The organism is Candidatus Bathyarchaeia archaeon, assembly GCA_038873195.1.
Taxonomy (GTDB): Archaea; Thermoproteota; Bathyarchaeia; order Bathyarchaeales; family Bathycorpusculaceae; genus DSLH01.
The window spans coordinates 1,211,110-1,235,689 of the sequence record JAVZEV010000001.1 but is presented as its reverse complement, the minus strand read 5'-3'; the positions used below and the strand labels follow the sequence as shown (position 1 = coordinate 1,235,689).

Below are 24,580 nucleotides of genomic sequence, written 5' to 3'. Positions count from 1 at the left end.
GTTTTATTCTCTGCTTGCGAGTATAACGATGTAGTCTGCTGTGTCAGCGCACATGTCAGCTGCTTGCTCAACGAATTCGATGAGGTCATCGAATATGACCATGGCTCCGCAGTTTATTTTGTCGCTGTATTTGACGAATAGAGCTTTGGTTTTGAGGTAAAGCTCATCGAGTTTATGTTCGATTTCTTCGACTTTTTCTGCTCCTTTTAATGCGTCTGCTGGGTTTCCAGTGATTTTTTCTATGCTTCCTCGTAGGGCTTGAGCGCAGTCCACAAGCATTGAGGTGATATTTACTGCGTTTTCGCATAGTTCTTTGGGAAGCTGGGTTTCCTCAAGCATTTCTATGCATCTTGCCGCGTCTTTCACGTGATCTGCGAGTGTGTCCAGTCTTTTTACAAGGTGAAGCAGGTCTTCACGGTAGTCCGCTAAAAGTGCGGCGCCCACAGATAATTCTTTGAAAACTTCTTTTCGCAGCTGGTCTACTTCTTCTTCTACTTTAAATAGGTTTTTGATGTGTTGTTTTGCTTCTTTTTTGTTTCCTTCCGAGAAATTTTTTAGGGCTTGATGTAGTAGTGTGACGGTGTCGAGGGCTTTGGTTATTTGGGCGTGGGCTAAATCTAACCCTTTCGTGCGTCTTCGTCTTTCAAACCATGTGTAACTTTTTTTCTCCAAATTTACATGTCTCCTTTTCAAACTATTCCAACAGTAAACTTATAACTTTTCTTGAAGTGTTTGAAAATCTAAGTCTGCTGGTGTCTTTACTGTTCTGTCACCCAATGGGCGCTTTTTTTGCCTTTCTTATCGATAACGTGTTCTTTTTTGAAAATTGGAACTTCTTTCTTGTAACGTTCCACTGCTTCTTGTAAAGTTGGGAAGATATTTCTGCGATGGGCGCCAGCTACCATGACATACACGAGGTCTTCGCCAACATTAAACTCGCCGATTAAATGGTGAATTTGAACATCCACTATGCCTTTTTTCTTCCTTAAGTCTTCACAGATCTTTGCTAAAACTTCGTTCGCTTTTTCTTCGTAGGCTTCCAACTCCAATTTTTGGACCTTTTCATCTTTTAATGTTTCTCCGCGTACTACGCCGATAAACAGAGCAATTGCTCCGGCTTTTTGAAAATCTGGCTTATTTTTTACGTTTTGTATTATGTCTGAAAGGGTGATTGTTCCTTTTTCATGAACTCCAGAGTGTGTTGTTACCACGGTGACCACCCCAACGCCTTATTTTACGTATTTGCGTATATCTTCCACGGCAGCGGACGGAACTGGCAAATCTTTCATTATGAGTAAACCGGCAGGTGCGTTGATTACTTTTGGGATTGAGTTAACAATCATTGCCACAGTGCCTACGTCGCCATGCACGCACGGCTGAATTTTTTGCTTGACTGCTGGAGTGCCTTCAATTGTTATGGCGTCGTATTCTTCTTCGGCGCCTATGTACGCTTGAAAATCAAGAGTTATAACCTCTTTTCCATTCATTGTGCCTTTTGCCTTCTGTTTTAAACCCGCAACCTTTCCCGCATCAACTTTTATGTCTCTACTTTCCACGGGTTTCTTAGCGATTACCGGTTCGACTGGTTCAGCCTTTATTTTGTCAAGTTTCCAAGCTAAAGCGTCAGCAATCATAGCGATGGATTGTTCAAGTCCAACATGCCCAGTGATTTGTTTGCTCTCGATTTTCTGTTTGAATTCTTCAACCGTTAAGCCTGCGCCGACTTTCTTTTGGAATGGTAGTCGTCTTGTGCCGGCGTTCATGACTCTGACTGCTTCGATTTTGTTTATTTTTTGGCATACTGCCGTAAGCGTTATCACTAAAGTGTCCATGAGGAAACCGGGGTTTATGCCTGTGCCTAGTACTGTAACGTCGTGTTTTTTTGCTAGCGCGTCAAGTTTCTCTGCGAGGGTGGGTTCAGAAAAGCTTGGGTAGGATAGTTCTTCGCATGTGGATATGACGTTTACGCCGTTTTTAACTATTGAAGCAATTTGTGGATAAGTGTCCTTGAGATAGGATGAGGTTGCGTGGATGGCGATGTCTGCTTTTGCCTTTGAAAGTGTAGCGTCTACGTTATCTGAAATGGTTATTCCTAGGTTTCTTCCTAAGCCTAAAACGGCGCCTAAATCCTTGCCTACCTTGTCTTTGGCTACGTCAACTGCGCCTACTATTTCGATTCCTTCCTTTTCTAGTAGAAATTTGGCGATTAGGCTGCCGACGGCGCCGACACCATACAATGCAACTCTTATCTGTTTCATGCGTGTTCCTTCCGGCGTTTTTATTCATAATTTATGTTTAGTCTATAAAAGCGTGTTTGAGACAGCGCGTATGTTTTGATGTTCCGTGAAACCTTTACGTTTGTAAACCTTTATATCTATGGCAACAACCAAAATTAGAGAGGGCTCAAAACTTGGAGTCCGCGAAACCAGTAATCTCCAAAGAGGATATAAGAAAAATCTTGGACATTGAACGGCTCAAATACTGCTTCGAATGTGGTATTTGCATGGCAAGCTGTTCCATGGCAGAACTATTAGGGAATGATTATAATCCGCGTGGGCTTCTGGAAAAAATTTACTTGGACCCCGAAAGCGTTTTAGCTTCTGATGAACTCTGGCTTTGCGCTTGGTGCTACAACTGCCATAAACGTTGCCCTCAAGCCTTGCGAATACCTGAAATACTTCTTTTCTTTCGAGCAATTGCCGCGAAACATGGATACACACAGCCTTTTGAAGAAGCACTCGAAAAAATAATAGAAAATATTCCCTTACCACTTGTGACAACCCTAGTTTGTTTTCATCCAGAACGCGCAGGACTGGATAAGGATAAAGTCTTAGAAAGAATCGAGCAAAAACGTAAAGAACTTTTAAAGAAGGGCAAAAAGAAGAAAGCAACAAAAGTTTCAGGGGAAAAAATTGCGGTCATAGGCTCAGGACCCGCCGGACTCACGGTCGCATATGAACTAGCCCGAAAAGGGCATAAAGTCACAGTTTTTGAAGCTCTTCCCGAAGCAGGTGGAATGTTGCGGAAATGTATCCCAGAATATCGCTTGCCAAAACATGTTTTAGCGAAGGAAACTCAGTTTTTGAAAGATTTGGGCGTGGAGATAAAAACTGGTGTTCAAATTGGCAAGGATTTAGGTTTGGACGAATTGGGGAAGGAAGGATACAAAGCTGTATTCATCGGTGTTGGCGCCCATAAAAGCCAAAAGATGAGAATTGAAGGAGGAGAATTAAAGAGAGTCATACATGCGCTTGACTTTTTATGGAAGGTTAATTTCGGCGAGAAAATAGATGTTGGAAAGAATGTTGTTGTGGTTGGCGGCGGAAATGTCGCGGTAGACGCTGCAAGAACTGCGCTGCAGCTTGGAGCAGATAACGTGACCATATTATATCGTCGGTCAATGGATGAAATGCCCGCCAACCCGTGGGAAGTTAAAGAGGCAGAAAACGAAGGCGTCAAAATCGAATTTTTGGTTGCGCCCAAGAGGATTTTGGGAGAAAATGGAAAGGTCTCGGCGGTTGAATGTGTTCGCATGCAGTTAGGCGAGACAGATGATACTGGAAGAAGAAGACCAGTTCCAATCGAAGGTTCAGAATTTACGCGGCAAACAGACATGGTTATTCTTGCGATTGGGGAAGCCCCAGACCTTGCGTTTTTGCCAAATGAAGTTGAGCTAAATGAAGACGGCACTGTTTGGACTGACCCCATAACTATGGAAACTACTATGCACGGTGTTTTCGCGGGTGGAGATGTGGTAACTGGACCAGCGAGTGTCATAGAAGCGATATGCGCTGGAAAACGAGCCGCTGAATCAATTGAAGACTACTTGAAGTCTTCTGGAGGATGAGAAAGTGGCAGAAAATAAGACACAAACACCTAAAGAAAGCGGCGGAGACGTTCGCATCGGAGTTTATGTTTGCCACTGCGGTTTAAACATCGCGGGCTCCGTGGACTGTGAAGAAGTTGCAAAGTTCGCCGCAACCCTTCCCCACGTTGTTCTAGCCAAAGACAACCGATACACATGTTCAGACCAAGGACAAGAACAAATAAAAACCGACATCAAAGAACACAAACTCAACCGCGTAGTCGTTGCTTCATGCTCACCACGCCTTCACGAACCAACATTTAGAAAAGCATGCGAAGAAGCGGGCTTGAACAAGTACCTTTTTGAAATGGCTAACATCCGCGAACATTGCAGTTGGGTTCACCTACACGACCGCAAAGCAGCAACAGAAAAAGCGAAGGACCTCGTAAAAATGGCAGTAGCCAAAGCAGCTTTGCTTCAGCCAGCAGAAGAAATCGAAGTGCCAATCATCCGTAAAGCACTAGTCATCGGCGGCGGCGTCGCCGGCATTCAAGCCTCACTAGACCTTGCAGACACGGGTTATCAAGTGTATCTGGTTGAGAAAGAACCAAGCATAGGCGGCATGATGGCTCGCATTGACAAGACGTTTCCAACGATGGATTGTTCTATATGCATTCTCGCACCTAAAATGTCAGATGTTGGACATCACCCAAACATTGAATTGTTAACAAACAGCGAAGTAACTGAAGTCAAAGGTTACATTGGCAATTTCCGCGTAAAAGTTCTGAAAAAGCCGCGATATGTCACAAAGGATTGTTCAGCCTGCGGCGAATGCGCAAAAGTTTGTCCAGTAGTCGCTCCAAACGAGTTTGATGTCGGCTTAGCAATAAGACATGCCATCTACACGCCTTTCGCGCAAGCAGTTCCATCCACATACATAATCGACATGAACCTATGCCTAAACAAAGACGGCGTAATAGTCTGCGACAAATGCATGAAAGCATGCGAAAGGCAAGCCATAAAATTCGAAATGAAACCAGAAACTGTCGAACTGGAAGTAGGCACAATAATCGTGGCTACGGGCGCGGATGTTTTCGACCCGTCAACACTTCCGCATTACGGATACGGCAAATACCCAAACGTTATAACATCACTCGAATTTGAAAGACTAATTAACGCTGGCGGTCCATCCCACGGGCATTTAATAAGACCAAGCGACAAGCAAATTCCAAAACGCGTGGCGTTTGTTCAATGTGTAGGTTCCCGCTCAGACAGAAACGGCAGACTCTACTGCAGCAACGTCTGCTGCATGAACACAATAAAAGACAGCCTACTAATCAAAGAACATTGGCCAGAAACCGAAATCTACGTTTTCTACGTTGACATACGCGCTTACGGAAAAGGCTTCGAAGACCTTTACAAACGCGCTCGAAGGGAAGGCGTCAAGTTCATTCGCGGGCTCCCATCAGAAATATTAGAAGACAAGAGAACACGCAACTTGTGGCTTGTCGGAGAAAACACTCTGCAAAAGGAACTTTACAGAATGAATTTTGACATGGTCATTCTCTCCATAGGCTTAGAGCCTAGAAAAGACAGTGAAATGATACAGCGGCTATTGACGCTTTCTCGGACGCAAGATGGCTTTTTCATGGAAGCGCATCCGAAACTTAGACCAGTGGACGCGGCTACTGGAGGAATTTTCTTTGCTGGTTGCGCCGAAGCGCCCAAGGATATCAAGGATAGTGTGACACAGGCAAGCGCCGCTGCAGCCAGAGCCGGCATATTAATGGCTAAGGGAAAAGTGACGGTTGAAGCCATAACGCCGATTTCTATTGCGGAAAAGTGTAAGGCATGCGGTTTGTGCACGAAAGTTTGTCCATACAACGCTATAACGCTTGATAAGGAGTTAAAGCGGGTGAATATTGTAGAGGCTGCGTGTGGCGGATGCGGAACATGCGCTGCTGAATGCCCCTTTGGCGCTTTGACTCAGAACCACTTTACTGACGAGCAGATTCTTGCGCAAGTAGACGCTGTTACTGAGCAGGATGCGGATAAGAAAATTGTAGCTTTCTGTTGCAACTGGTGCGCTTATGCGGGTGCAGACTTCGCCGGCGTAAGTAGAATGCAGTATCCGCCGAACGTGCGCATAATTCGAACGATGTGTTCTGGACGTGTGTCGCCGAAGTTTGTTGAAAGAGCATTTGCAAGAGGCGCCGCAGCAGTGTTAGTAGCTGGCTGCCACCCGGGCGATTGCCACTACATAAATGCGAATTATCACACACAGAAACGTGTGGAAAGGCTCACGAAAAAAATGGAGCAAAACGGATTAGACAAGGAGCGGTTGCAGTTGTTGTGGGCTTCGGCGGCGGAAGGTGAACGTTTTGCCTCTAAAATTCGCGAAATGCAAGAAATAGTTGAGAAAGTTACGCGCGAAGAGATAGAAAAATCCAAAAGGGTTTTCGAAAAGGCTTTAGGAGGAAACTAATCATGCCAGAAAGAATCAAGCATCAGCCCCTTGACAAGGAGAAAGTGAAGCCGCCTCAAGCGCAGATTCACTTGATTAAAGACCAATGCAAAGGCTGCGGTTTCTGCATTCAATTCTGTCCAAAAAAAGTTTTAGAGGAATCTCAAGAGATAAACGCGCGGGGCGTTCACCCTCCGAAGATTATTGACGAAAGCAAATGTATTATATGCAGTTTTTGCACTGCAGTTTGTCCAGACTTTGCAATTTTCGTTACTGAAAAATCATGTAAGGAGGATGTTAAAAAATGACTGGAAAAAGAACTTTGCCAACCGGCGCGCATTTCATGAGCGGCGACATTGCATGTGCGGAAGGCGCGATTGCTGCTGGTTGCAGATTTTTTGCTGGTTACCCAATCACGCCCGCAACTGAAATTGCTGAGCACTTGTCGGAGCGAATGCCTGAATTTGGCGGAATCTACATTCAAATGGAGGATGAAATAGCGTCTATCGCGGCTGTTCTGGGCGCTTCCTACGCGGGATTGAAAGCTATGACGGCGACTTCTGGACCAGGCTTTAGCCTCATGCAAGAGAATATAGGTTTAGCTGTTATGACTGAGACTCCATGCGTTATTGTTGACATCATGCGAGGCGGACCAAGCACTGGGCAGCCCACGCTGCCGGGACAGCAGGATGTTATGCAAGCCAAGTGGGGTTCTCATGGCGATTATGGCATCATAGCTTTAGCGCCTTCTTCTGTGCAGGAAATGTTCAACTTAACGGTTGAAGCGTTTAATTTGGCTGAAACTTATCGTGTTCCAACGTTGTTGATGGGTGATGAGATTGTTGCGCACATGTGGGAAAAAGTCGTCATACCTCCCGCTTCAGAGATTAGGATAGTTAACCGCAAAAAGCCTCATGTTTCACCAAGCGAATACGCGCCTTTCATGCCCGAAGATGATTTGGTTCCGCCCATGGCTTGTTTTGGAGAAGGCTATCGGTTTCACGCAACAGGTTTAACGCATGATGAGCGTGGTTATCCTCGAACACAAAACTCTGAAGTTCAAACGAGGCTTGTTAGGCGGCTTTGTGAAAAGATAAACAAGAATGCGGATAAGATAATAAACGTTGAAGAGGTCATGCTTGAAGACGCAGATATCGTAGTTGTAGCTTACGGAATCGTAGCCAGAGCCGCCTTAAGCGCAGTTAGAAGAGCAAGAGAAGCCGGAATCAAAGCTGGAATGTTACGGTTAATCACACTGTGGCCTTTCCCGGAAAAACATGTTGCAAGAATTGCTGGACAAGCGAAGGCTATTGTTGTTCCTGAAATGAATTGTGGGCAAATTGTTCGCGAAGTGGAGAGAGCAGCGAAAGAAACTCCCGTCTCTTTTCTTTCCAAATTAGGCGAGGAGCCGCATACTCCGCAGGAGATTCTTGACATGGTAAGGAGGTGTTCTTAATGGTTCAGGAAGTAGTGCATCCTTTTGCGAAGTATTTGCGTTCGGCGATGATGCCGCATATTTGGTGTCCCGGATGCGGCAACGGTATTGTGCTGAACTGTTTTGTTCACGCGTTGGATGAGTTACAGAAGGATTTGGATAAACTGGTGGTTGTGTCTGGCATTGGCTGCATTGGACGCACGGCAGGCTACACGAATGCTGATTCTTTCCACACGACGCATGGACGCGCAATAGCCTTCGCAACTGGAGTAAAATTGGCAAATCCAGAGTTGGAAGTTGTTGTTATAAGCGGCGACGGCGACCTCTTCGCCATCGGTGGAAACCATTTCATTCATGCTGCACGGCGAAACATAGGAATAAAGGTGATTTGCGCAAACAACTTTAACTATGGAATGACCGGCGGACAACAAGGTCCCACGACTCCTCTCGAAGCATCAACAACTACAACCCCTTACGGCAACATTGAACATCCATTTAACCTAGTCCACTTAGCTGCAGCGTCCGGCGCGACTTACGTGGCTAGATGGACGACCTTGCATGTGCGAAGGTTGACGCAGTCGATAAAGCGGATGTTGCAGAAAGAAGGTTTCTGCTTCTTAGAAGTCGTCTCGCCTTGCCCAGAGATTTTCGGCAGACGCAACAAGATGCGAACGGGTTTGGAAATGATGGAATGGTTTAGAAGAGCTTCTGTGGTTGAAAATTTCTCCGACCCGTCTAAAGCAGAAATTTCTCCCGAAAAAATAGTCGTGGGCGAGTTTGTTAACACAGAAAAGATTAGTTATGAAAGACTGCTCCATGAGAAGATAGCTCAGATTAACGAGAAAGCAATGGGATGGTGAAAAATGCGAAAAGAAATTCGGTTTGCAGGATTTGGAGGACAAGGAATAATCAAGTCTGGAATAATCACGGCTGCTGCAGCCGCGATTCACAGTGGAAAAAATGCAGTTCAAACACAATCTTATGGTCCAGAATCAAGAGGCGGCGCGTGCAAATCAGAAGTGGTGATATCAGAAGAGGACATAGACTTTCCAAAAGTCACCGAGCCAGACGTGCTTGTTGTGATGTCTCAACACGCCTACAACGAATATGCGGAAGACGTGAAATCCGGTGGAGTGATAATTATGGACCCTGACATGATTCCGCATGAAAAGGAATTGAAAAATGTTAAAGTTTATCGTGTTCCAGCCACGAAAATTGCTGAAGAGTTGGGAAGGAAAATAGTTGCTAACATAGTGATGCTGGGCGCTTTTGCAGCTATCACGGAGTTGCTGGATAGAGACGCGTTAAAAGAGTCAATTAAAGCAAACATACCAAAAGGCACTGAAGAGCTTAATTTAACTGCTTTTGAAAAAGGCTACGAATACGGGAAAGATTTGTTAAAAAGTTAGGTTTACTCTGCCTTTCGCGTTTGAATTTGCGGTAACTGTGCTAGTGGCGTGGTTAGTTTTGATTTTCTGATGCCCACATGACGTAGTGGAGCTAATTTTTTTGCCTCGTTGTATATGTCTGAGGCTATTTTGCCTAAGACCATCTCTTGCGCAAACTCGTCTAATGTTAATGCCGATGCTTTTTCTCTGATTATTTTCGCCATTATAGTTCGGATTTCTTTCTCTTGCGATGTCTTAATTCGTGAAAGTGTAAATGCGGTTACGGCTACTTGCAGTTTATATCCATCTTTCGTAGTCACGGTGAAGAGCCCATCCACTTTTGTTGTTCTTCTTCTCACAAGGCTTCGCAGATAATCCCGCGAATACTCGTGACCTTTGAACATTGTCTTTGCGGTTTTGCCGTCAAGTTGGGTTATTTGGAAATATATCTTTAAATATTGATGAGCGAAGTCGTTTGTGACATCATAAAGAGTTGAGTCAATGACTCTTCCAACAAGTTTTTCCGGTTCGTCTGCTGGTATTGCTCCTAACTCAACGTTTCCAAAGTATGGCGGAGCCACTACGGTGTACCATGTTTTGCTTCGCCATTTGTCTCTTACACGTTTTGTTTTTGAAGACACGTTAATCCTCCGAATGTAGCTTGAAAATTCGCATCAGAGTATTAAAAGTTTTACCGTTTAGGCTTTATTTTCTCGATGCCACCCATATATTTTCTCAAAACTTCTGGAATAACAACTGAACCGTCTTTTTGCTGGTAATTCTCAAGTATAGCAACCATAGTTCTGCTGGCTAACGCTGTGGAATTTAATGTATGCACAAAACCTTTAGGAGCCTCTCCTTCCTTTTCTCTGTATCTTATGTTCAACCTTCTGGCTTGATAATCAGTGCAGTTGCTGCACGAGATTATTTCTCTGTAGGCGTTTTGTGCTGGCATCCAAACTTCTATGTCATATTTTTTGGCGGCAACCGTTCCAATGTCACCCGTGCACACATTTACAACATGGTAGGGCAAACCAAGTTTCTGGACGAGTTCCTCAGCGTTTTGGATTAGCTCTTCATGAAATTTCCATGAGTCTTCAGGTCGGCAGAAAATGAACTGTTCAACCTTATTGAATTGGTGAACGCGGAAGATTCCGCGTGTGTCTTTGCCGTGTGCTCCCGCTTCTTTTCTAAAGTTTGTGCTTATTCCAACAAATTTCAGCGGCAGGTCATCCGCTTTCAACACTTCATCCATGAACATGGCTGCGATTGGATGTTCTGAAGTTGCAATCATGTACAAGTCTTCATTTTCAATTTTGTATAAGACATCTTCAAAGTCGCTTAGGGCTGTGACGCCTTCATACGCTTTTCTTCGCATCATGAAAGGCGGCTCTATAGGCGTGTACTTTTTCTTAACCATTTCTTCTATGGCAAAATTCATCAAAGCCATATCAAGCAAAACGGCTTCATTCTTAAGATAGAAAAATCTGGCTCCTGCAACCTTTCCGGCTCTTTCAATGTCCATCACGTCAAGGGTTAAGCTCAAATCTATGTGGTCCTTGACTGGAAAGCTGAACTTGGGTATTTTACCCCACTTTCTAATTGGGACATTATCGTGTTCATCCTTGCCGGTCGGAACCGACTCGTGCAGAAGGTTTGGGAGTCTAAGCAGATAATAACGTACTTTTTCTTCGCATTCGTTCACTTGCCTTTCCAAGCTTGTTATTTCAGCGTCGATGACTTTCGCCTTCGATAACTCTTTAGCCGCGTCTTTTCCCTTCTTTTTGAGCCCCGCAATCTGCATGGTTACAAGTTTTCTTTCATGACGCAACTCGTTAAGCCTAGTCAACCCTTGCCGCCATTTCTTGTCATAATCAATTAACTCGTCCAGCATCCTCAAGTTTTCAGCGTCGCCTCTCCTCAACAAATTACTCCTTACCAACTCCGGGTTTTCGCGGATAAGCTTAATGTCCAACATCTCTCTCAATCAGCCACATCAGACGCTTAGCCTTCTAACCTTACCCATAAATCAACTATTTAACCTTACGATAAAACCTATCCAACCAACCAAACACCAATTGAACCTATTTATAAGAGGGGGTATAGGCTTTCCCAAGCCTAACAAATACACAACTATTACTTAGCCAAATTTTCTCGCGTCTTGAAGCGTCTTTTCCGCAGTAGAAACACAAAACAGCAAATCATCAATCGTCGCAATAAACGTTGGAAACTTCCCTTCACACTTAACCTGCGTAACAACCTTCTTCCCAGTTCTAACCGTTCTCACCCACAATCCACTTGGCGTCTTAAAATTATCCGGCGAAACCGCATTCGCAACCGCTTCCGCAGTTCTCTCATCATCATACTCCAAAATTATTTCAGCTTCCAATCTTCTCACCACGCAACTGCCTTCCAACAAGCTCATTAACAAACGCTACAAACCCCTGAACGTTCTCCATTGGAACTTGTGCTCCAGCAGCTATGTTATGACCACCACCATTCCCACCATACTTCTCCGCAGCCACCTGCATAACCACGCCAAGATTTACACCCCTATTCGTCATCGTATCCACAGTCCTCGCAGAAAACTTCGCCAAACCCTCCTCAGCAACATTCGCATACGCAATCAACGGCTTCTCAGGATTCGGCAAACTCGCAGAAAGGATAGAAGAAATCGCACCAATTATCTTATCATCAATAAAATCTTCACCATAAACAACATAAACATTCTCAAACTCCCGCATCCGCTCAGGCTTCTCCATAACCCACCCAAGATACCTATTAATAGTTCGCCTATACTCCTCCAACACCCTGCTCGCCTCTTCAAAGGCCGCACCACGATCACCCATACAAATAGCAACACCCAAACTAGGCCTATCCATACGCCCAGTCGCATTCAACAAAACAGCAAACTCCCTCGCATCCCTAAGCGGAGTCCACGGTTCCTCGCTCTTCAAAGTGTAAACATGACCAATAAGATTTGCAACCTCATAATGCAAACCCTTAGACAACAAATAATCCGCAAGTCCAGTGCACAACCGCTTCTTCTCTTCATCAGAAAGGTCCCTCAAAGCACGCCATCTTTCCCCATGCCTTGGCTTAATATCCAAACTTGCCAAAAAAGCCAAACTCTTATCCTCCTCTCCACTAATGCCTGGAATAAAAGGACTAGTCGTCGACGACAACATCTTGTGAATTGGACGCGTTTCTCTACCAAAGAATATAAGGTCTTTTTCAACCGTCAAAAGCCCAGCATCCACCGCATCTTTAACTATCACCTCATTAAGCCCACCAAGCAACCGCTGATCATACTTGTCTTGCAAATCACCAAGAGCACCAACCACAGCAATAGGCGCCAAATCCACATTGACTTTGTCAACCGCCTTAGCCACAAAATACGCAACACCAGAACCGCTAATGTCCCGTGCACCATCAATCCCAAACAAATGAGGATTCACATGCACAATATTAGACGCTTCCTTACCAGTAACTTGATGATGATCCAAAATCACTATTTTAAAATCTGCAAGCTTCTCATTTAACAAGTCAATGTAGCCACTTCCAAAATCTGCTAGAATTATCAGTTGCGGCTTGTCAGCAAGAATCTCGCCCACAATTTTCTCGTCAATCCACTGAGTTATCCTAACGCGAAATTTAGCGTCTAATCTAGCCAACATTTTACCAATAATACCAGCCGCAGCAACCCCGTCAGCGTCCAAATGCGAAAAAACATGAACAAAACCATCCTCCTTCACAGTTTCCAGAATCACTTTAGCCGCTTGCGCAGCTAAATCAAAAAGACCAGCAGTTTTAGTTTCATCCAAAGCCATAACAACCACACTGAAAGTAAGAAACAGATTATTTAAGATTTAAAATTCTCTAAGCAAAAAAACGAAAAATATCCAAGCTAAGCAAGCGAAGCAATTTTCGGCTCATACTTCCAATTCGGAGGCAAAACACCTTCACGCTTATAATACCGTGAAAGCTTATGAATCTTCGCTTCAATAATCTGAAGCGCCCTCTTATTATGCACATCCTTCTTATTCTTCTCCAAATGAGCAGCCAAACTTTCCGCTTTCTTCACTAAATTCCCCAAATCCTCCGGCATCGCCGGCGCAAGCTCAGCCTCCTTAAGTATCCTCGTTATAGTCTTCCCAGTTATCGGCTTCACAAGAGGAATAGCATACTGGTCTCTAAGAATTGTTCCAATGCGACTCGGAGCATGTCCTTCCTTCGCCAACTTAATTACTAACGCCTCCACTTCTTCTGGCTGGTATTTGCACCAGCTTGGAGGACGTTTGCTAACTGGTCTTGTCTGATGAGATTTTCCTTTTTCCTGTTTTGGCATCACTTACCACTCTGAACTCTGTAAGAGCGAAGGATTGCGGATATTTAAAATTATTGATGCTTCCGGTACCATTCAGCAAACTTGCGCAAAGCCTTTGCACGATGTGAATACTTGTTTTTTTCTTTTGTGGTCATTTCCGCGAACGTTTTGCCGATGTTGACTGGCTGAAAAATGGGGTCAAAGCCAAAGCCAGAAGAATTATTCGCTGTTCTTTCCCTCCTTGTTATTTCTCCAACAACCTCACCTTTAAAACATATCGGCGATTCTAAATCAGCAGAATAATATGCGATTGCAGACTGGAAAACTGCTCTTCTGTTTTCAGCCTTTTCCATAAGCTGCAACAAACCCTTGTTGCCTATTGTCTTGTAAACATATGCAGCATATGGTCCCGGAAAACCATTTAGCGCTTCCACGAATAATCCAGCATCTTCAACAATCACTGGCAAATTACATTTCCTAAAGGCTTCCATGACGCTTGCTTTTGCAATCTCCTCTAAACTGTCATTTTGAACCTCCAACGTTTTTACTCTAAGCATGCCAACAGCTATCTTATATTCACCAAAAACCATGCGGGCTTCATTAAACTTGTTAACATTGTTTGTTGCGAAAAATATGACTTTGCCTTTTAATTGAAAATTCATAGCAGTTCACAGCTTCTTCTTTGCACCTTCTGCGGCTACACTAAAATATTTTTGCCAGTTTATCTGCGCTATTTCTAAGACATTGCCATCTGGGTCTGTGAAGGTTGCTTGTCTTCCACCCCATGGCTCATCATGCAATTCTTTTGTGAATTTTACTCCTTTCTTTTTAAGTTCCTCGCATGCTTTACTTACATCATCCACAAGAAATTCCACAGAAGGCGACAAAAGACTTACTTTCTCTCCTTCGGTAAGTTTAGGAATCAATCCAATTTCTACTCCACCACACTCAAACCCAACATAACTTGAATACTCATACTTCTTCTCTAAACCCAGAATTTCTTCATAAAACTTCGCGGCTTTCTTCAAGTCCGAAACATAAAAGGTCACACACCAAACAGTCTTAATCATGCCTTTTCACCTTTCCGTTCAGCAACATATCGTCCTCTTCTCTCTATCTCCGCTATCTTATCTAAAACATTTTTCACAGTTTCAGCATCAATAACATTTGCATAACCTTCAATAACCGCGTCAAAACATTCTTCAGCAAACTGGAAATGCGTGCTCTGCAAAGCTCTCTTCATAAGATGTAAGTCAACTCCTCTACTTTCAAGCTCCTTCGTCTTTTCGCCAAGCCCAAAATCCACAAAGAAAATCTTTCCTTCCGAGTTCAAAATCATGTTAGATGTTGTCAAGTCGCCATGAATTATGCCACATTCGTGAAGCCTACCAATTAATTCACCAATTTTGAAACAGAAACCATGTCTCTCCGTTTTTGAAACTTCGCTTAATAATAGTTTAACCTGTTTTCCCTCTATATAGTCCATTATTATTGTCGCATTTCCGATGTCAACCAAAAAAATTGTTGGTGTAGGCACTCCCGCTTTCTTCGCTTCATGCATCAACCGTGGCTCATGAATTGTCCGGTAAACTCGAACTTGCTCATCCAACTTTAATGGACGATACTTTTTGGGTAAACGTTTCTTCATTATCACTTTTCTGCCATGCCACTGTGCAAGGTAAAGGTTGGCTTCTGCGCCTTTCTTAATCAGCTGCGGCAGCTTCATTTTATCCATGGAACTTCAACCTCGTCAAGCCGCCAACGCAACTTCACAAAGCTCTTTTCGATAGGTGTTATAACACCATGTTGGTATGCCAACACTCCTGTCCACGCAATCATAGCACCATTATCAATTGCAAACTGGCTCGGCACTACACAAAATCTCGCATCATGTTCTTCAGCAATCGTCTTAATCATAGACTGCAATCTTTTATTAGCAGCTACTCCACCAGTCAAAAGAACCTCCTTTTTCTCCGTGTGCGCCAAAGCTCTCTCAGTAACTTCTGTAATCATTGAAAACGCCGTTTCTTGAAGGCTATAGCACAAGTCCTCAAGTTTATACTCATTCTTTTTTAGTAAGTTAACAGCAGCGGTTAATAAGCCACTGAAAGAAGTATCCATGCCCTTCACAGTATAAGGCAACGAAATCAACTTCTTCCCTTTAGAAGCAAGCTTCTCAACAACAGCGCCAAAAGGCATGCCGGGTTTTTGCCGAAGCCCAGCCTCCCTTGCAAAAACATCCAAACAATTTCCAAGGGCAATATCTAATGTTTCGCCAAAAACTCTGTAACGCCCAGAATCAAAAGCAGCAACTATCGTGTTTCCGCCAGAAACATAAAGCGTTACAGGGTCTCTAGCGTTTGTCTCAAGCTTTCCCACTTCAATATGCGCGATACAATGATTCACACCTACAAGCGGAATGTTAAGATAAGACGCCAAGGCACGCGCAATTGTTGCGCCCGTCCGAAGACAAGGACCTAAACCTGGACCTTGAGAAAACGCGACAACCGACAAATCATGTGGCTTTATTCCAGATTTTACTAAAGCTTCCTCTAAGACTTTGCTTGCCACTTCAGCGTGATGTCTTGCCGCTTCTCTAGGATGAATGCCGCCTTCTTCCGGCACATAAGCGCTTATCACGTTTGCTAATATTCTACCATCAAACGTTGATATCCCAACGCTGAAATCGTCAGCTGTCGACTCAATTCCCAAACAGTAAGATTCGCTAGGTCTTTTGCCCTTCAATTTGTTAATCCTTCAACATACTTTCCTCTAAACATAAACATACACCTTTTTATTTAAAAACACACATAATATCAACACAGAAGCTCGGACCCTGGTCAAAATGCCGAAACGCAATGATTTAGAACAAAAAGCCCTCCAATACATAATGAACGTTGGATTCGAGGGCATATTACAATCAGACTTATGGCGCAAACTCGGCGCAAGCAGCCGAGAAGGCTCCAGAATAGCCCTGAAACTAGAAGCCAAAAAACTCATCCGCAGAGAAAAAGAACTGCGCGAAGGAAGATGGACGTATAGGCTATATCCTAAAAGAGTCCCGGCGTCAATAGACTCGATTGCAGACTGCCCATGTCTAATGTGTCCAGACAATGCTAGATGCGACCCGTCAAGCTCGATTTCGCCGCAAAACTGTGAAAGACTCACAGACTGGTTGCTTTTGATAGCGAAAGGCGAATCTGGCACGATTGGTGACAGTTAGTTTTGCCAAAGGCGTGGATTCGGGAAAGAAAGAAGGATTATTATTACAGAATGGCTAAAGAGCGGGAATACCGTTCTAGAGCAGCGTTCAAACTGCTTGAAGCCATCGAAAAGTATCATTTCATAAAATACCGCGATGTCGTTGTTGATTTGGGTTCTGCACCGGGCGGTTGGATTAAAGTTGCAAGAAAAATCGTTGGAAGCAAAGGCTTTGTCTTAGGAGTTGACTTGAAACCCATTAAACCTTTTCCACAAGATAATGTTCGAACGATAATAGGCGACATAAATGAGCCAGAAACTCTTCAAGAGATTTTGAATACTCTTCCCAAAAAGGCTGACGCGGTAGTTTCAGACGTTTCTCCCAACATCTCTGGAATATGGGAAGTCGACCATGCCCGCCAAATAGATTTGGCACACCAAGCATTAAAAATAGCCCTAGAAACGCTCAAGCCACGCGGAAATTTCTTTGTAAAGGTTTTTCAAGGAGATTTATTAGATGACTTTATCCAAAAAGTAAAGAAACACTTTGAAGTTGTCAGGATAATGAAGCCTAAAGCGAGTAGAACTAAAAGCTCTGAAATATTTATTTTGGGAATGCACTTGAAGGAAACATCAGATTAAACAGCAAAGATAAATTCTGTTGTCTATTTTATGTGTTAGACAAGGTGGAATGTTTGAAAATTGTCGCAGCGGATTCCTCGTCCGCCATATTAAATGATAAGTTTGAACCATTAACGATTGTTGCGGCAGCGGCAGTGCTGGTTAATCCGCCTTATCGAGAACCCAACGTGTGCCTAGCCAAGCCTATTTTCATAAAAGCAGAAGACGGACATGAAGCAGTGATTCGCGAAGCAGAACTTTGCAAGGAACTATTAGGAAGAGTTAAGGCAGACGTTGTGCACCTTGACATGTCTTTAGGAGCAGTTTCTCTGGAGGAACTTTCTCCCATACAGTTTTCTAATATGAAAGTTTCCAGCAGAGCAAGACAGCATCTCCTACGGATTTTGCCCAAGCTTAGGAAAATTAGCGGCGAAATCACGCAAAAATATAGAATTGAGGTTCTTGCCATCGGAAAAGAAAGCATCCCAGTAAGAATTGCAGAATTAACATCTGGAGCACACGCAATCATCTACACAAGCGAAAAGGCAATTGAAGAAAAGAAGGTGCTAATGCTTGGTTTGCCCTCTAAATGTCAACCCAGACTAGCAGAAAAAGACGTGTATCTTTATTCTCTTATTGGAGCAGAACACGACGTGAGAGGCTACGCTGAAGATAAGAAAGAAATTCTCAAAAAAGTTAATATTATTGAAATGTTAAACCCAACTGCGAGAGGTTTCAGAGTCTTAAAAATAACTCCAAAGGTGTAGAAATGGGAGGCGTTTTCGTGAAATTTGACTTTGGGAATAAATTGTCACCATTGTATAAGAGAATATTTGTAATTGGGGTTTTCTTTGTAATTTCTGTAATTGTAACCATTGCTGGCACTTTGATCCCTCTTTCTGCAGCGGAAGCAAACGAGATAAATGAATCAATGAACCAAACAAGAAACACTTTAAATAGTATGTCATTGCTAAATCAAGTTACATTCATCTTTGGAAATAATTTTTTCATTTGTCTACTTGCTTTTATTCCAATAGCCGGAATCTTTCTAGAACTTTACGTGTTATTTAGCACTGGCGTCACGATTGCAGGATTAAGCTACGGAATTGCCCATCCCTCTTTAGTTTTTCTTAATTTGCTCGTTTTACCTTTTGGATGGTTAGAGTTTCTAGCTTATTCAATAGGAATAAGTGAAGGCGTTTGGCTGTTTTGGCGCATAATAAAACATAGAGGCCGAAGGGAACTAGCGTACGCGTCAATGTTTATCGCGATTTGTGCGTTGCTGCTTTTGGCGGCTGCATTCATAGAAATTGGAATGAGCTCTTTGTTGGCTTAAGCTAAAAACCTATTGCTTTCTGATCTTTCTAATTTCCAGACTTATGTCAAGCGCCTTTGGGCTGTGTGTTATTTCTCCTAAACTTACAATGTCGATGCCCGTTGATGCATATGTCAAAATATTTTCTGCAGTTATTCCTCCGCTGGCTTCCAACAAAAGTTTGCCATGAAATCCGGCTTTTTTGAGCAGCCCAACAGCTTCTTTTAATTGTTTTGGGGAAAAGTTGTCCAACATTATTACATCTACACCAGTCTTTGCCGCGGCTAGAACATCCTCAACTTTGGTAACTTCAACTTCAATCTTTTTGCTGAATGAAGTTTTTTCCTTCACTTTTCTTATGGCTTCTTTTAGGCTTCCAGTTGCTGTTATATGGTTGTCTTTGATTAAAACCATATCATCTAAATGAAGCCGATGCGTGTCGCCACCGCCAACTTGAACCGCTTTTTTGTCAAAATAAAGCAGTCCGGGCGCTGTTTTTCGTGTGCATGCAACTTTCGTCTTAAATCCCGCTTTCTGGATTTTTTCCACTAACTTTCGTGTCGCCGTTGCTATGCCGCTCATGCGCGAAAGGAGGTTTAGAACTGTGCGCTCAGCAGAAAGTATCGTTCGCATATCTCCTGAAATTTTCATGAGCACTTGTTTCGGCTTTATTTTTTCTCCATCTGCAACTAGCGTTTCAGTTTTCAGTTTTAAACTTTCGAGAAGGATTCTTGCTTCTTCAATTCCTGCTGCGACTCCAGCTTCTTTTGCTATTACTTCTGCTTCTGCAGTGCTTCCTTCGAAAACCGTCAGTGCAGTGGTTATGTCTCCTTGCCCGATGTCTTCTTCGAGTATTTTTCGAAGTTTTTCTTCCAAAATTTTCCGAGGAACAAACATATCTTTATTGTTTGAATTTTTAACTTAAAATACTTGCTTATCCTCTGCCACGTTCGCTATTGTGGCAACGGCTTCTTCTAGACCATCATATTTCAAAACTTCTCTTTGAATTTTCTCCAATCTCGCGGGAATTTCGCTTTCCAAAATTTGCTGAATATTTTTCTGAAGGCTTCCCTTGTCGAGTTTTTCTTGAAGCAAGACTTTCGCTGCGCCTAAGTCAGCGACTTGTTTTGCGTTGCTAATTTGCTCTGTGTGGCTTGGTGTGGGTATGAGTATCATTGGTTTGCCATAGGATAAACACTGGGTTAAGGTTCCATGTCCCGCGCGGCTCACAACCAAGTCGCATGCTTTCAAATACTCGAACCGTTTCGAGGTCCACATGTAAACCGTTACGTTATTACGGCGAAATGGCTTTTCATCTGCGTTTGGATAGCCAAGCGACATGACTATTTCATAATCTTCTGGAAGTTCCATCAAAATTTTCTTCAGAATCCCGGTTAAGAAAGCTCTTTCTCTTATGGGACCACTTATTGGAACAAAGACAACCGGCTTGTTTAATGGTAATCTTAATTTCTTACGAATCTCTTCCTTAGTCGGCAATGTTTCTGGGCGAACTGGCAGTAGCGGCCCAATTAGTTTGACGTTTTTTCTGTAGGATTTGGGAATGTTCAAGTTGCCCGCGCATATCGTGTATGGCGGAGGAAAATCAGGTATCAAAGTCGTGTTTCCGCTTGTCCACATTTTTCCAACAAGCGTAAGCGTTACAGAGTCTGCAAGTCTGGCTAATCGTAAAAACCGCTTTCTTCGTGGAATTATCACTTGGAACTGATTCAAAATGCAGATTCTAGGAATGCCTAGCAGTCTAGCTGCTATTAACGGCGAGATTCGTGAATCTGAGACAACAACGTCGGGTTTGAAGTGTTGAACTGCTCGAATTTCAGCATTTACTTGTTTCATAAGTGTGAAAGTCGACAAAAATGGACCCGGGTTTATCGCGGTCTGCTTAAAGTCTATGGTTCCATCTGGTTTGACTTGAAAACCGATAGATGGAGCTTTTATGAGCGGAAACTTTTGTTGCTCAACGTAACGTAATCCTTCTCTATAAGTGGAAAATACTACCTCAGCGTTTTTTTCCTGAAGTTTTTTCGCTATTGGAATACATCTGCCTACATGCCCTAAACCTATGCCGCATGGAGCGAAATAAACGCGCATAAACCTATTTCCCGCCGAGGACCTTACGTTTCACTTTGCCTTTTGGTTTCTCTTCCTCAAAAATTATGGCTTGAAACTTGTAAATTTTGGTGCCGTCCAAAAGCCAATAATCTGGGGATAAGCCCGCTTTTATGCAGCATTGACACAGAAATTCCTCTGCATCCCATTCCCATTCAACTGGCACTTGAGGCAGAAGTAGCCCTTTAAACATGCCTCTTTCAACAATCAGTCCGTCTTCGCCTATTTTGATTTTGTTGGGGTATTCATTTGGTTTCTTAACCTCTATTATCTGCGGAGGTGTAAGCACGCTCACTTCAAAGACTACCTTGTCAAGTTCGTTTAATGATAGTGGATAGAAGCGTGGGTCTTGAGTTGCCGAGCTTATTGCAGACTCTATAACTGCTTGAACTAATGGTGTGGTTGGATAAGGATAGCCGATGCAGCCTCGCAGTTCTTTTTCGCCACTTTCTATGCTGTTGATTGTTACGAAAACTCCGCAGGGCTGCATTAGTTTATCATTAATGTTTTTGGGAGGACTAATTTGCCTTTTACTCTTTAGGTATTCTTCAACGGCTTTTCGTGCAAGCGTAACGAGGAATTCTCCTTCTTCTAAGCTAAGCTCAAATGACAATTATGTGGTTCTCCGCGTTTGATAGCAATAGCTGGAATATATTAATTGTAAGGTTTAACCTTTTGCAAAATTAGGACACTTTAGAACTTTATTGATTCTTCCTGGATTCCATCCTTGGTTATCAGTAAGAAATCTATTCCGTCGCCGCTCATGATGTCTCTACTTATGGCAGATTTTATTGCTCTTACGACTAAGTCTTTGGCTTCTTCCATAGTCATGCCTTCTTTGTATGATTCTTCAAGTACTCCCATGGCGATTTCTGTTCCCGAACCAACGACAGCGTACTTGTCAGGTATTACTGAACCTAGAATGTCAAGCACGTAAAGCGATGCTCCTTCATCATCTAGTCCGCCAACAATTGTTTGTGTAATCAAGGGGGCTAAACGTCGAGCGAAAAGCAGGTTTGACATTAGTTTGGCTGCTGCTCTCACAGAAATTGGTCTGCCTGCGTCAAGATTGAAAAGTTGCGCGTATGCTTCCACTTCTCTTACGAGAATTTGCATGTCTGAAACGAGTCCAGCGCATGCAGCGCCTATTTGGTCAGTTAATTTGAAAACTTTTTTGCCGCCTTTGCTGACGACAAGATAACCGTAAGAAACACGTTTCTCAGAAGCTAAAATAACGCCGTCTTGGCATACTACGCCGACGGTTGTGGCGCCTGGAATCCAAAGATATTGAGATTGTTGTGATTCACTTTCCATTGGGGCTCACCTTTCTCCGTGATATACGCAAGCAACTTATTAAGTTTAATCATAAAAGTTTTCACACATTGTTCATAGGAATAACAGAGAGTTTAGCGTTTTTATTATTGTAGCATCAAAATTAAGGAGTTGATAAAGAAAAAGTTGAGGGTTGTTGCTTATCTTGGAGAGAGAGCCCGAGTGATTCTGGTTTTTAGGTCAGTGTATCTTTGTAAAATTTCGTTTTTCAGCAGAGAAATTTCTTGGCTAAGCCGTTGTTTAGACTCTGGAGCAAGGTCTGATGATTTTACTATGTCTTTTTCTATTTTTTCCAAGTCGTGGTCAGCAGAACGTTTCGTTTCTTCTGTCTTTTTGAGTGCTTCCAGTTTGGTTTTTTCCATCTTTGCAAACTCGTTGTTAATGTCCTTTTCAGTTTTGAGAATCTTTTCCTGTATTTTGCTCAGTTTCTCCATTAATTCACGTTCGGATGGTCCGCCCATTTCATGCTCCACGATACTTAGAATTGGTGTAACGCCTTATAGTTTTTGCCGTCAAAAGTTTCATGTAAAATGATGATTGCTTACTCAAACTTCATAAATATGGCTAATGCTCTTACTTTATGCAAAGGAGTGAAAAATTAGATGATTAGTCTTTATATTCAAAGATGTGAGAATGTTTGGTTTGGAGTAGCTTGCGACGAGAAAAAGGTTTTTGCAACAGCGTTTGGTTCCGCTGAAGAGACTGTGAGGCAAGATCTTCTACAGAACATCCCATTCAACATGCCTTTTCAACATTCCGAAAAGCTATCTCCGTTTGCTGAACGTGTTCTGGAAACCTTGAAGAAAATATATTGTGGAAAAGATGTTTCTGAGAAACTCCCACTAAGCACAGAACACCTTTCAGACTATTTCAGAAAAGTGATTGAGATAACGTCTTTGATTCCCGTTGGATACGTGTCTTCTTACGGGTTAATTGCAAAAGTTGCTGGAGGAAGCCCGAGAGGTGTTGGGCGTGTGATGGCTATGAATCCGTTTGCGCCGCTTGTTCCTTGCCATAGAGTTGTCAGTTCAGACTTCACTTTAGGCGGTTACGGTGGAGGTTTAAAAGCTAAACTTGCATTTTTAGAACGTGAGAAGCGTGGTTACGCGGTAAAGCGAGAGATTCCAGTTAACGGTAAGAAGTTGCAGGTTTTTCCGGTGGAGTTTGTTCTTAAAAAGGTAAATGTTAATTCGCTTTAGGCGCTAATGTGTACGTGGTGGAATGAGCTTTATGGTGAAGCGCGGGCTTTATGTTGGGCGTTTTCAGCCTTTTCATCTTGGTCATTTAGGCGCCGTAAGAGACATTTTAGAAGAAGTTGAAGAGTTAATAGTCGTTATTGGAAGTGCACAATACAGCCACAACCTTAACAATCCATTCACCGCTGGCGAAAGACTGACTATGATTCGTAAGGCTTTGGAAGAAGCAAAAATTGACTGTTCGCGGGTTTGGATTGTGCCTGTGCCAGACGTGCACTTGCATATGATGTGGGTTTCAGCCGTTGAAGGCTACACACCAAAATTTGATGTTGTCTATTCCAACGAATCCTTGACAAAGCGGCTTTTTATGGAAGCGGGATACAAGGTTAAACCAATTCGTTTTCATGAAAGAAAGCTTTATTCGTCAACTGAAGTAAGGGAAAGGATGCTTAGAGACGAGAGTTGGGAGAAACTTGTCCCGAAAAGTGTGGCTGCTTTCATAAGAGAGATAGATGGCATTAATAGACTTAGGGATTTGACTAAGAGCGACAAAGTATGATTTTGTCGCCGCTTTTAACTCTGAGCTTTTTTGCTGCGTTTCCTTGGTTTAAGGAAATTTCTAAGAAATTGTGGCTTCCAATAATAGCTAGTAGTTCTTGTGGTTCTGCTTCCGCGTAGGCTTTGCAGAGCTTCAACTTTAATTGGGTATTTCCAAGCTTAATATTTACATATCCTTTCGCGCTAACTGAGCTAAGCTCTTTCTCACCAAAATTTGTTATAATATTTCCAAAGTCATCAACGTGAATGACTTCGCCTACCAAACCTTCTTTCCCCTTTGTTACATTCGCAAATTTCGGCGTTACAATTTTCTGGATTTCAGGTCCAAACTCTTTTGGTGAAATTCCGTTCGCTAAATAAGCAGCAGCAGGCGCAAAAATATCTCTCCCATGAAATGTTGTGGAAACTTTAGGAAGCATGAAATTGCGGTTAGTAATCTCGTAAATGTGTTCTATGCCTTGTTTTTTTGCCGCTAAGACAAGGACGCCGTTGTCTGGTCCGACATAGAAAGCTTGCTTTGTTTGTATTAGTAGTGGACGCCTTTTTGTTCCCACGCTTGGGTCTACCACTGCTATGTGAATTGCGCCTTTGGGAAAGTAGGGTGCAGCAGAAGCGAGAACGTATGCACCCATTCGTGTGTTGAACTTCTCTATGTCATTAGTTATGTCAACGATTGTAACATTTGGGCTGATGCTTAAAATTGCGGCTTTCATTTCCGCCACGTAAGGGTCTCTCATCCCAAAATCTGATGTTAAGGTAATTATTGCATGAGCCATAATGCATCATTTATAAGTGTTTAAGAAATATTAAC

30 protein-coding genes are annotated in these 24,580 nt (G+C 43.0%); 12 read left to right on the top strand and 18 right to left on the bottom strand.

Going from position 1 to position 24,580, the window contains the following annotated elements; genetic code table 11:
- Positions 1-3: 3 nt before the first annotated feature.
- The 3 genes from QXW63_06930 to QXW63_06920 form a co-directional block, all read right to left on the bottom strand.
- On the bottom strand, positions 4-672 hold the full coding sequence (locus tag QXW63_06930; protein MEM3461623.1) for a DUF47 family protein: 669 nt from the start codon (positions 670-672) through the stop codon (positions 4-6).
- 86 nt (positions 673-758) lie between these two features.
- Entirely contained in the window at positions 759-1,211 is a 453-nt protein-coding gene (locus tag QXW63_06925; GenBank protein ID MEM3461622.1) for a molybdenum cofactor biosynthesis protein MoaE, read from the bottom strand.
- An 18-nt stretch (positions 1,212-1,229) separates the two neighbouring features.
- The gene (locus tag QXW63_06920) at positions 1,230-2,258 is read right to left on the bottom strand and encodes an NADP-binding protein (protein ID MEM3461621.1); all 1,029 of its coding nucleotides are present in this window, start codon (positions 2,256-2,258) and stop codon (positions 1,230-1,232) included.
- Positions 2,259-2,410: 152 nt separating this feature from the next.
- Here QXW63_06920 and QXW63_06915 point away from each other — a divergent pair, with 152 nt between their 5' ends.
- Genes QXW63_06915 through QXW63_06890 form a run of 6 tightly spaced genes read left to right on the top strand, consistent with a single transcriptional unit; the run spans position 2,411 to position 9,113 of the window.
- On the top strand, positions 2,411-3,847 hold the full coding sequence (locus tag QXW63_06915; protein ID MEM3461620.1) for an FAD-dependent oxidoreductase: 1,437 nt from the start codon (positions 2,411-2,413) through the stop codon (positions 3,845-3,847).
- Between the two features lie 4 nt (positions 3,848-3,851).
- Positions 3,852-6,290: a CoB-CoM heterodisulfide reductase HdrA2 gene (gene hdrA2, locus QXW63_06910; GenBank protein ID MEM3461619.1), complete on the top strand. Its 2,439-nt coding sequence runs from the start codon at positions 3,852-3,854 to the stop codon at positions 6,288-6,290.
- 2 nt (positions 6,291-6,292) lie between these two features.
- Positions 6,293-6,577, top strand: a complete 285-nt coding sequence (locus QXW63_06905) for a 4Fe-4S binding protein (protein ID MEM3461618.1) — start codon at positions 6,293-6,295, stop codon at positions 6,575-6,577.
- A complete protein-coding gene (locus tag QXW63_06900) occupies positions 6,574-7,725 on the top strand; it encodes a 2-oxoacid:acceptor oxidoreductase subunit alpha (GenBank protein MEM3461617.1) in 1,152 nt (383 codons plus the stop codon). Before QXW63_06905 ends, QXW63_06900 begins: the two co-directional genes overlap by 4 nt.
- Positions 7,725-8,564 (top strand): 2-oxoacid:ferredoxin oxidoreductase subunit beta, encoded by an 840-nt coding sequence (locus QXW63_06895; GenBank protein ID MEM3461616.1) that lies wholly within the window; start codon positions 7,725-7,727, stop codon positions 8,562-8,564. The genes QXW63_06900 and QXW63_06895 overlap by 1 nt, the downstream gene beginning before the upstream one ends.
- A 3-nt stretch (positions 8,565-8,567) precedes the next feature.
- Entirely contained in the window at positions 8,568-9,113 is a 546-nt protein-coding gene (locus QXW63_06890; GenBank protein MEM3461615.1) for a 2-oxoacid:ferredoxin oxidoreductase subunit gamma, read from the top strand.
- A gap of 2 nt (positions 9,114-9,115) precedes the next feature.
- On the opposite strand, the gene QXW63_06885 is transcribed toward QXW63_06890, so the two are convergent.
- From QXW63_06885 to kae1, 9 genes are all read right to left on the bottom strand, one after another.
- Positions 9,116-9,733 carry a 30S ribosomal protein S3ae gene (locus QXW63_06885; GenBank protein ID MEM3461614.1) on the bottom strand — a complete coding sequence of 206 codons (618 nt, stop codon included), beginning with the start codon at positions 9,731-9,733 and terminating at the stop codon, positions 9,116-9,118.
- Between the two features lie 50 nt (positions 9,734-9,783).
- Positions 9,784-11,070: a serine--tRNA ligase gene (gene serS / locus QXW63_06880; protein MEM3461613.1), complete on the bottom strand. Its 1,287-nt coding sequence runs from the start codon at positions 11,068-11,070 to the stop codon at positions 9,784-9,786.
- Positions 11,071-11,232: 162 nt separating this feature from the next.
- On the bottom strand, positions 11,233-11,493 hold the full coding sequence (locus QXW63_06875) for a KEOPS complex subunit Pcc1 (protein ID MEM3461612.1): 261 nt from the start codon (positions 11,491-11,493) through the stop codon (positions 11,233-11,235).
- Positions 11,471-12,922: a DHH family phosphoesterase gene (locus tag QXW63_06870; protein ID MEM3461611.1), complete on the bottom strand. Its 1,452-nt coding sequence runs from the start codon at positions 12,920-12,922 to the stop codon at positions 11,471-11,473. Before QXW63_06870 ends, QXW63_06875 begins: the two co-directional genes overlap by 23 nt.
- Positions 12,923-12,999: 77 nt before the next feature.
- Positions 13,000-13,443, bottom strand: coding sequence for a 30S ribosomal protein S15 (locus QXW63_06865; protein MEM3461610.1), 444 nt, complete (start codon positions 13,441-13,443; stop codon positions 13,000-13,002).
- A gap of 47 nt (positions 13,444-13,490) precedes the next feature.
- The gene (locus tag QXW63_06860; protein MEM3461609.1) at positions 13,491-14,081 is read right to left on the bottom strand and encodes an XTP/dITP diphosphatase; all 591 of its coding nucleotides are present in this window, start codon (positions 14,079-14,081) and stop codon (positions 13,491-13,493) included.
- Between the two features lie 6 nt (positions 14,082-14,087).
- Complete coding sequence (locus tag QXW63_06855) at positions 14,088-14,489, bottom strand: VOC family protein (protein MEM3461608.1); 402 nt, start codon at positions 14,487-14,489, stop codon at positions 14,088-14,090.
- Positions 14,486-15,154: a KEOPS complex kinase/ATPase Bud32 gene (locus QXW63_06850; protein MEM3461607.1), complete on the bottom strand. Its 669-nt coding sequence runs from the start codon at positions 15,152-15,154 to the stop codon at positions 14,486-14,488. The genes QXW63_06855 and QXW63_06850 overlap by 4 nt, the downstream gene beginning before the upstream one ends.
- On the bottom strand, positions 15,142-16,131 hold the full coding sequence (kae1, locus tag QXW63_06845) for a KEOPS complex N(6)-L-threonylcarbamoyladenine synthase Kae1 (GenBank protein MEM3461606.1): 990 nt from the start codon (positions 16,129-16,131) through the stop codon (positions 15,142-15,144). The genes QXW63_06850 and kae1 overlap by 13 nt, the downstream gene beginning before the upstream one ends.
- Positions 16,132-16,264: 133 nt before the next feature.
- Between kae1 and QXW63_06840 the strand changes: the two genes are divergently transcribed.
- From QXW63_06840 to QXW63_06825, 4 genes are read left to right on the top strand one after another with little or no spacing between them, the layout of a single operon-like run.
- Complete coding sequence (locus tag QXW63_06840) at positions 16,265-16,642, top strand: transcriptional regulator (GenBank protein MEM3461605.1); 378 nt, start codon at positions 16,265-16,267, stop codon at positions 16,640-16,642.
- Between the two features lie 2 nt (positions 16,643-16,644).
- A complete protein-coding gene (locus QXW63_06835; GenBank protein MEM3461604.1) occupies positions 16,645-17,262 on the top strand; it encodes an RlmE family RNA methyltransferase in 618 nt (205 codons plus the stop codon).
- Between the two features lie 53 nt (positions 17,263-17,315).
- Entirely contained in the window at positions 17,316-18,008 is a 693-nt protein-coding gene (locus QXW63_06830; GenBank protein MEM3461603.1) for a DUF4152 family protein, read from the top strand.
- 17 nt (positions 18,009-18,025) lie between these two features.
- On the top strand, positions 18,026-18,577 hold the full coding sequence (locus tag QXW63_06825) for a stage II sporulation protein M (GenBank protein MEM3461602.1): 552 nt from the start codon (positions 18,026-18,028) through the stop codon (positions 18,575-18,577).
- A gap of 9 nt (positions 18,578-18,586) precedes the next feature.
- On the opposite strand, the gene nadC is transcribed toward QXW63_06825, so the two are convergent.
- From nadC to QXW63_06800, 5 genes are all read right to left on the bottom strand, one after another.
- Entirely contained in the window at positions 18,587-19,453 is an 867-nt protein-coding gene (gene nadC / locus QXW63_06820) for a carboxylating nicotinate-nucleotide diphosphorylase (GenBank protein MEM3461601.1), read from the bottom strand.
- A 24-nt stretch (positions 19,454-19,477) separates the two neighbouring features.
- Positions 19,478-20,665 (bottom strand): glycosyltransferase, encoded by a 1,188-nt coding sequence (locus QXW63_06815; GenBank protein ID MEM3461600.1) that lies wholly within the window; start codon positions 20,663-20,665, stop codon positions 19,478-19,480.
- A gap of 4 nt (positions 20,666-20,669) precedes the next feature.
- On the bottom strand, positions 20,670-21,296 hold the full coding sequence (locus tag QXW63_06810) for a TIGR00296 family protein (GenBank protein ID MEM3461599.1): 627 nt from the start codon (positions 21,294-21,296) through the stop codon (positions 20,670-20,672).
- Positions 21,297-21,376: 80 nt separating this feature from the next.
- A complete protein-coding gene (psmB, locus tag QXW63_06805) occupies positions 21,377-21,997 on the bottom strand; it encodes an archaeal proteasome endopeptidase complex subunit beta (protein ID MEM3461598.1) in 621 nt (206 codons plus the stop codon).
- A 158-nt stretch (positions 21,998-22,155) separates the two neighbouring features.
- A complete protein-coding gene (locus QXW63_06800) occupies positions 22,156-22,476 on the bottom strand; it encodes a hypothetical protein (protein MEM3461597.1) in 321 nt (106 codons plus the stop codon).
- Positions 22,477-22,617: 141 nt separating this feature from the next.
- Here QXW63_06800 and QXW63_06795 point away from each other — a divergent pair, with 141 nt between their 5' ends.
- Positions 22,618-23,214, top strand: a complete 597-nt coding sequence (locus tag QXW63_06795) for a methylated-DNA--[protein]-cysteine S-methyltransferase (GenBank protein MEM3461596.1) — start codon at positions 22,618-22,620, stop codon at positions 23,212-23,214.
- A gap of 31 nt (positions 23,215-23,245) precedes the next feature.
- Positions 23,246-23,770 (top strand): nicotinamide-nucleotide adenylyltransferase, encoded by a 525-nt coding sequence (locus QXW63_06790; protein MEM3461595.1) that lies wholly within the window; start codon positions 23,246-23,248, stop codon positions 23,768-23,770.
- On the opposite strand, the gene QXW63_06785 is transcribed toward QXW63_06790, so the two are convergent.
- Positions 23,751-24,545: an S-adenosyl-l-methionine hydroxide adenosyltransferase family protein gene (locus QXW63_06785; GenBank protein ID MEM3461594.1), complete on the bottom strand. Its 795-nt coding sequence runs from the start codon at positions 24,543-24,545 to the stop codon at positions 23,751-23,753. The genes QXW63_06790 and QXW63_06785 overlap by 20 nt on opposite strands.
- Positions 24,546-24,580: the final 35 nt, after the last annotated feature.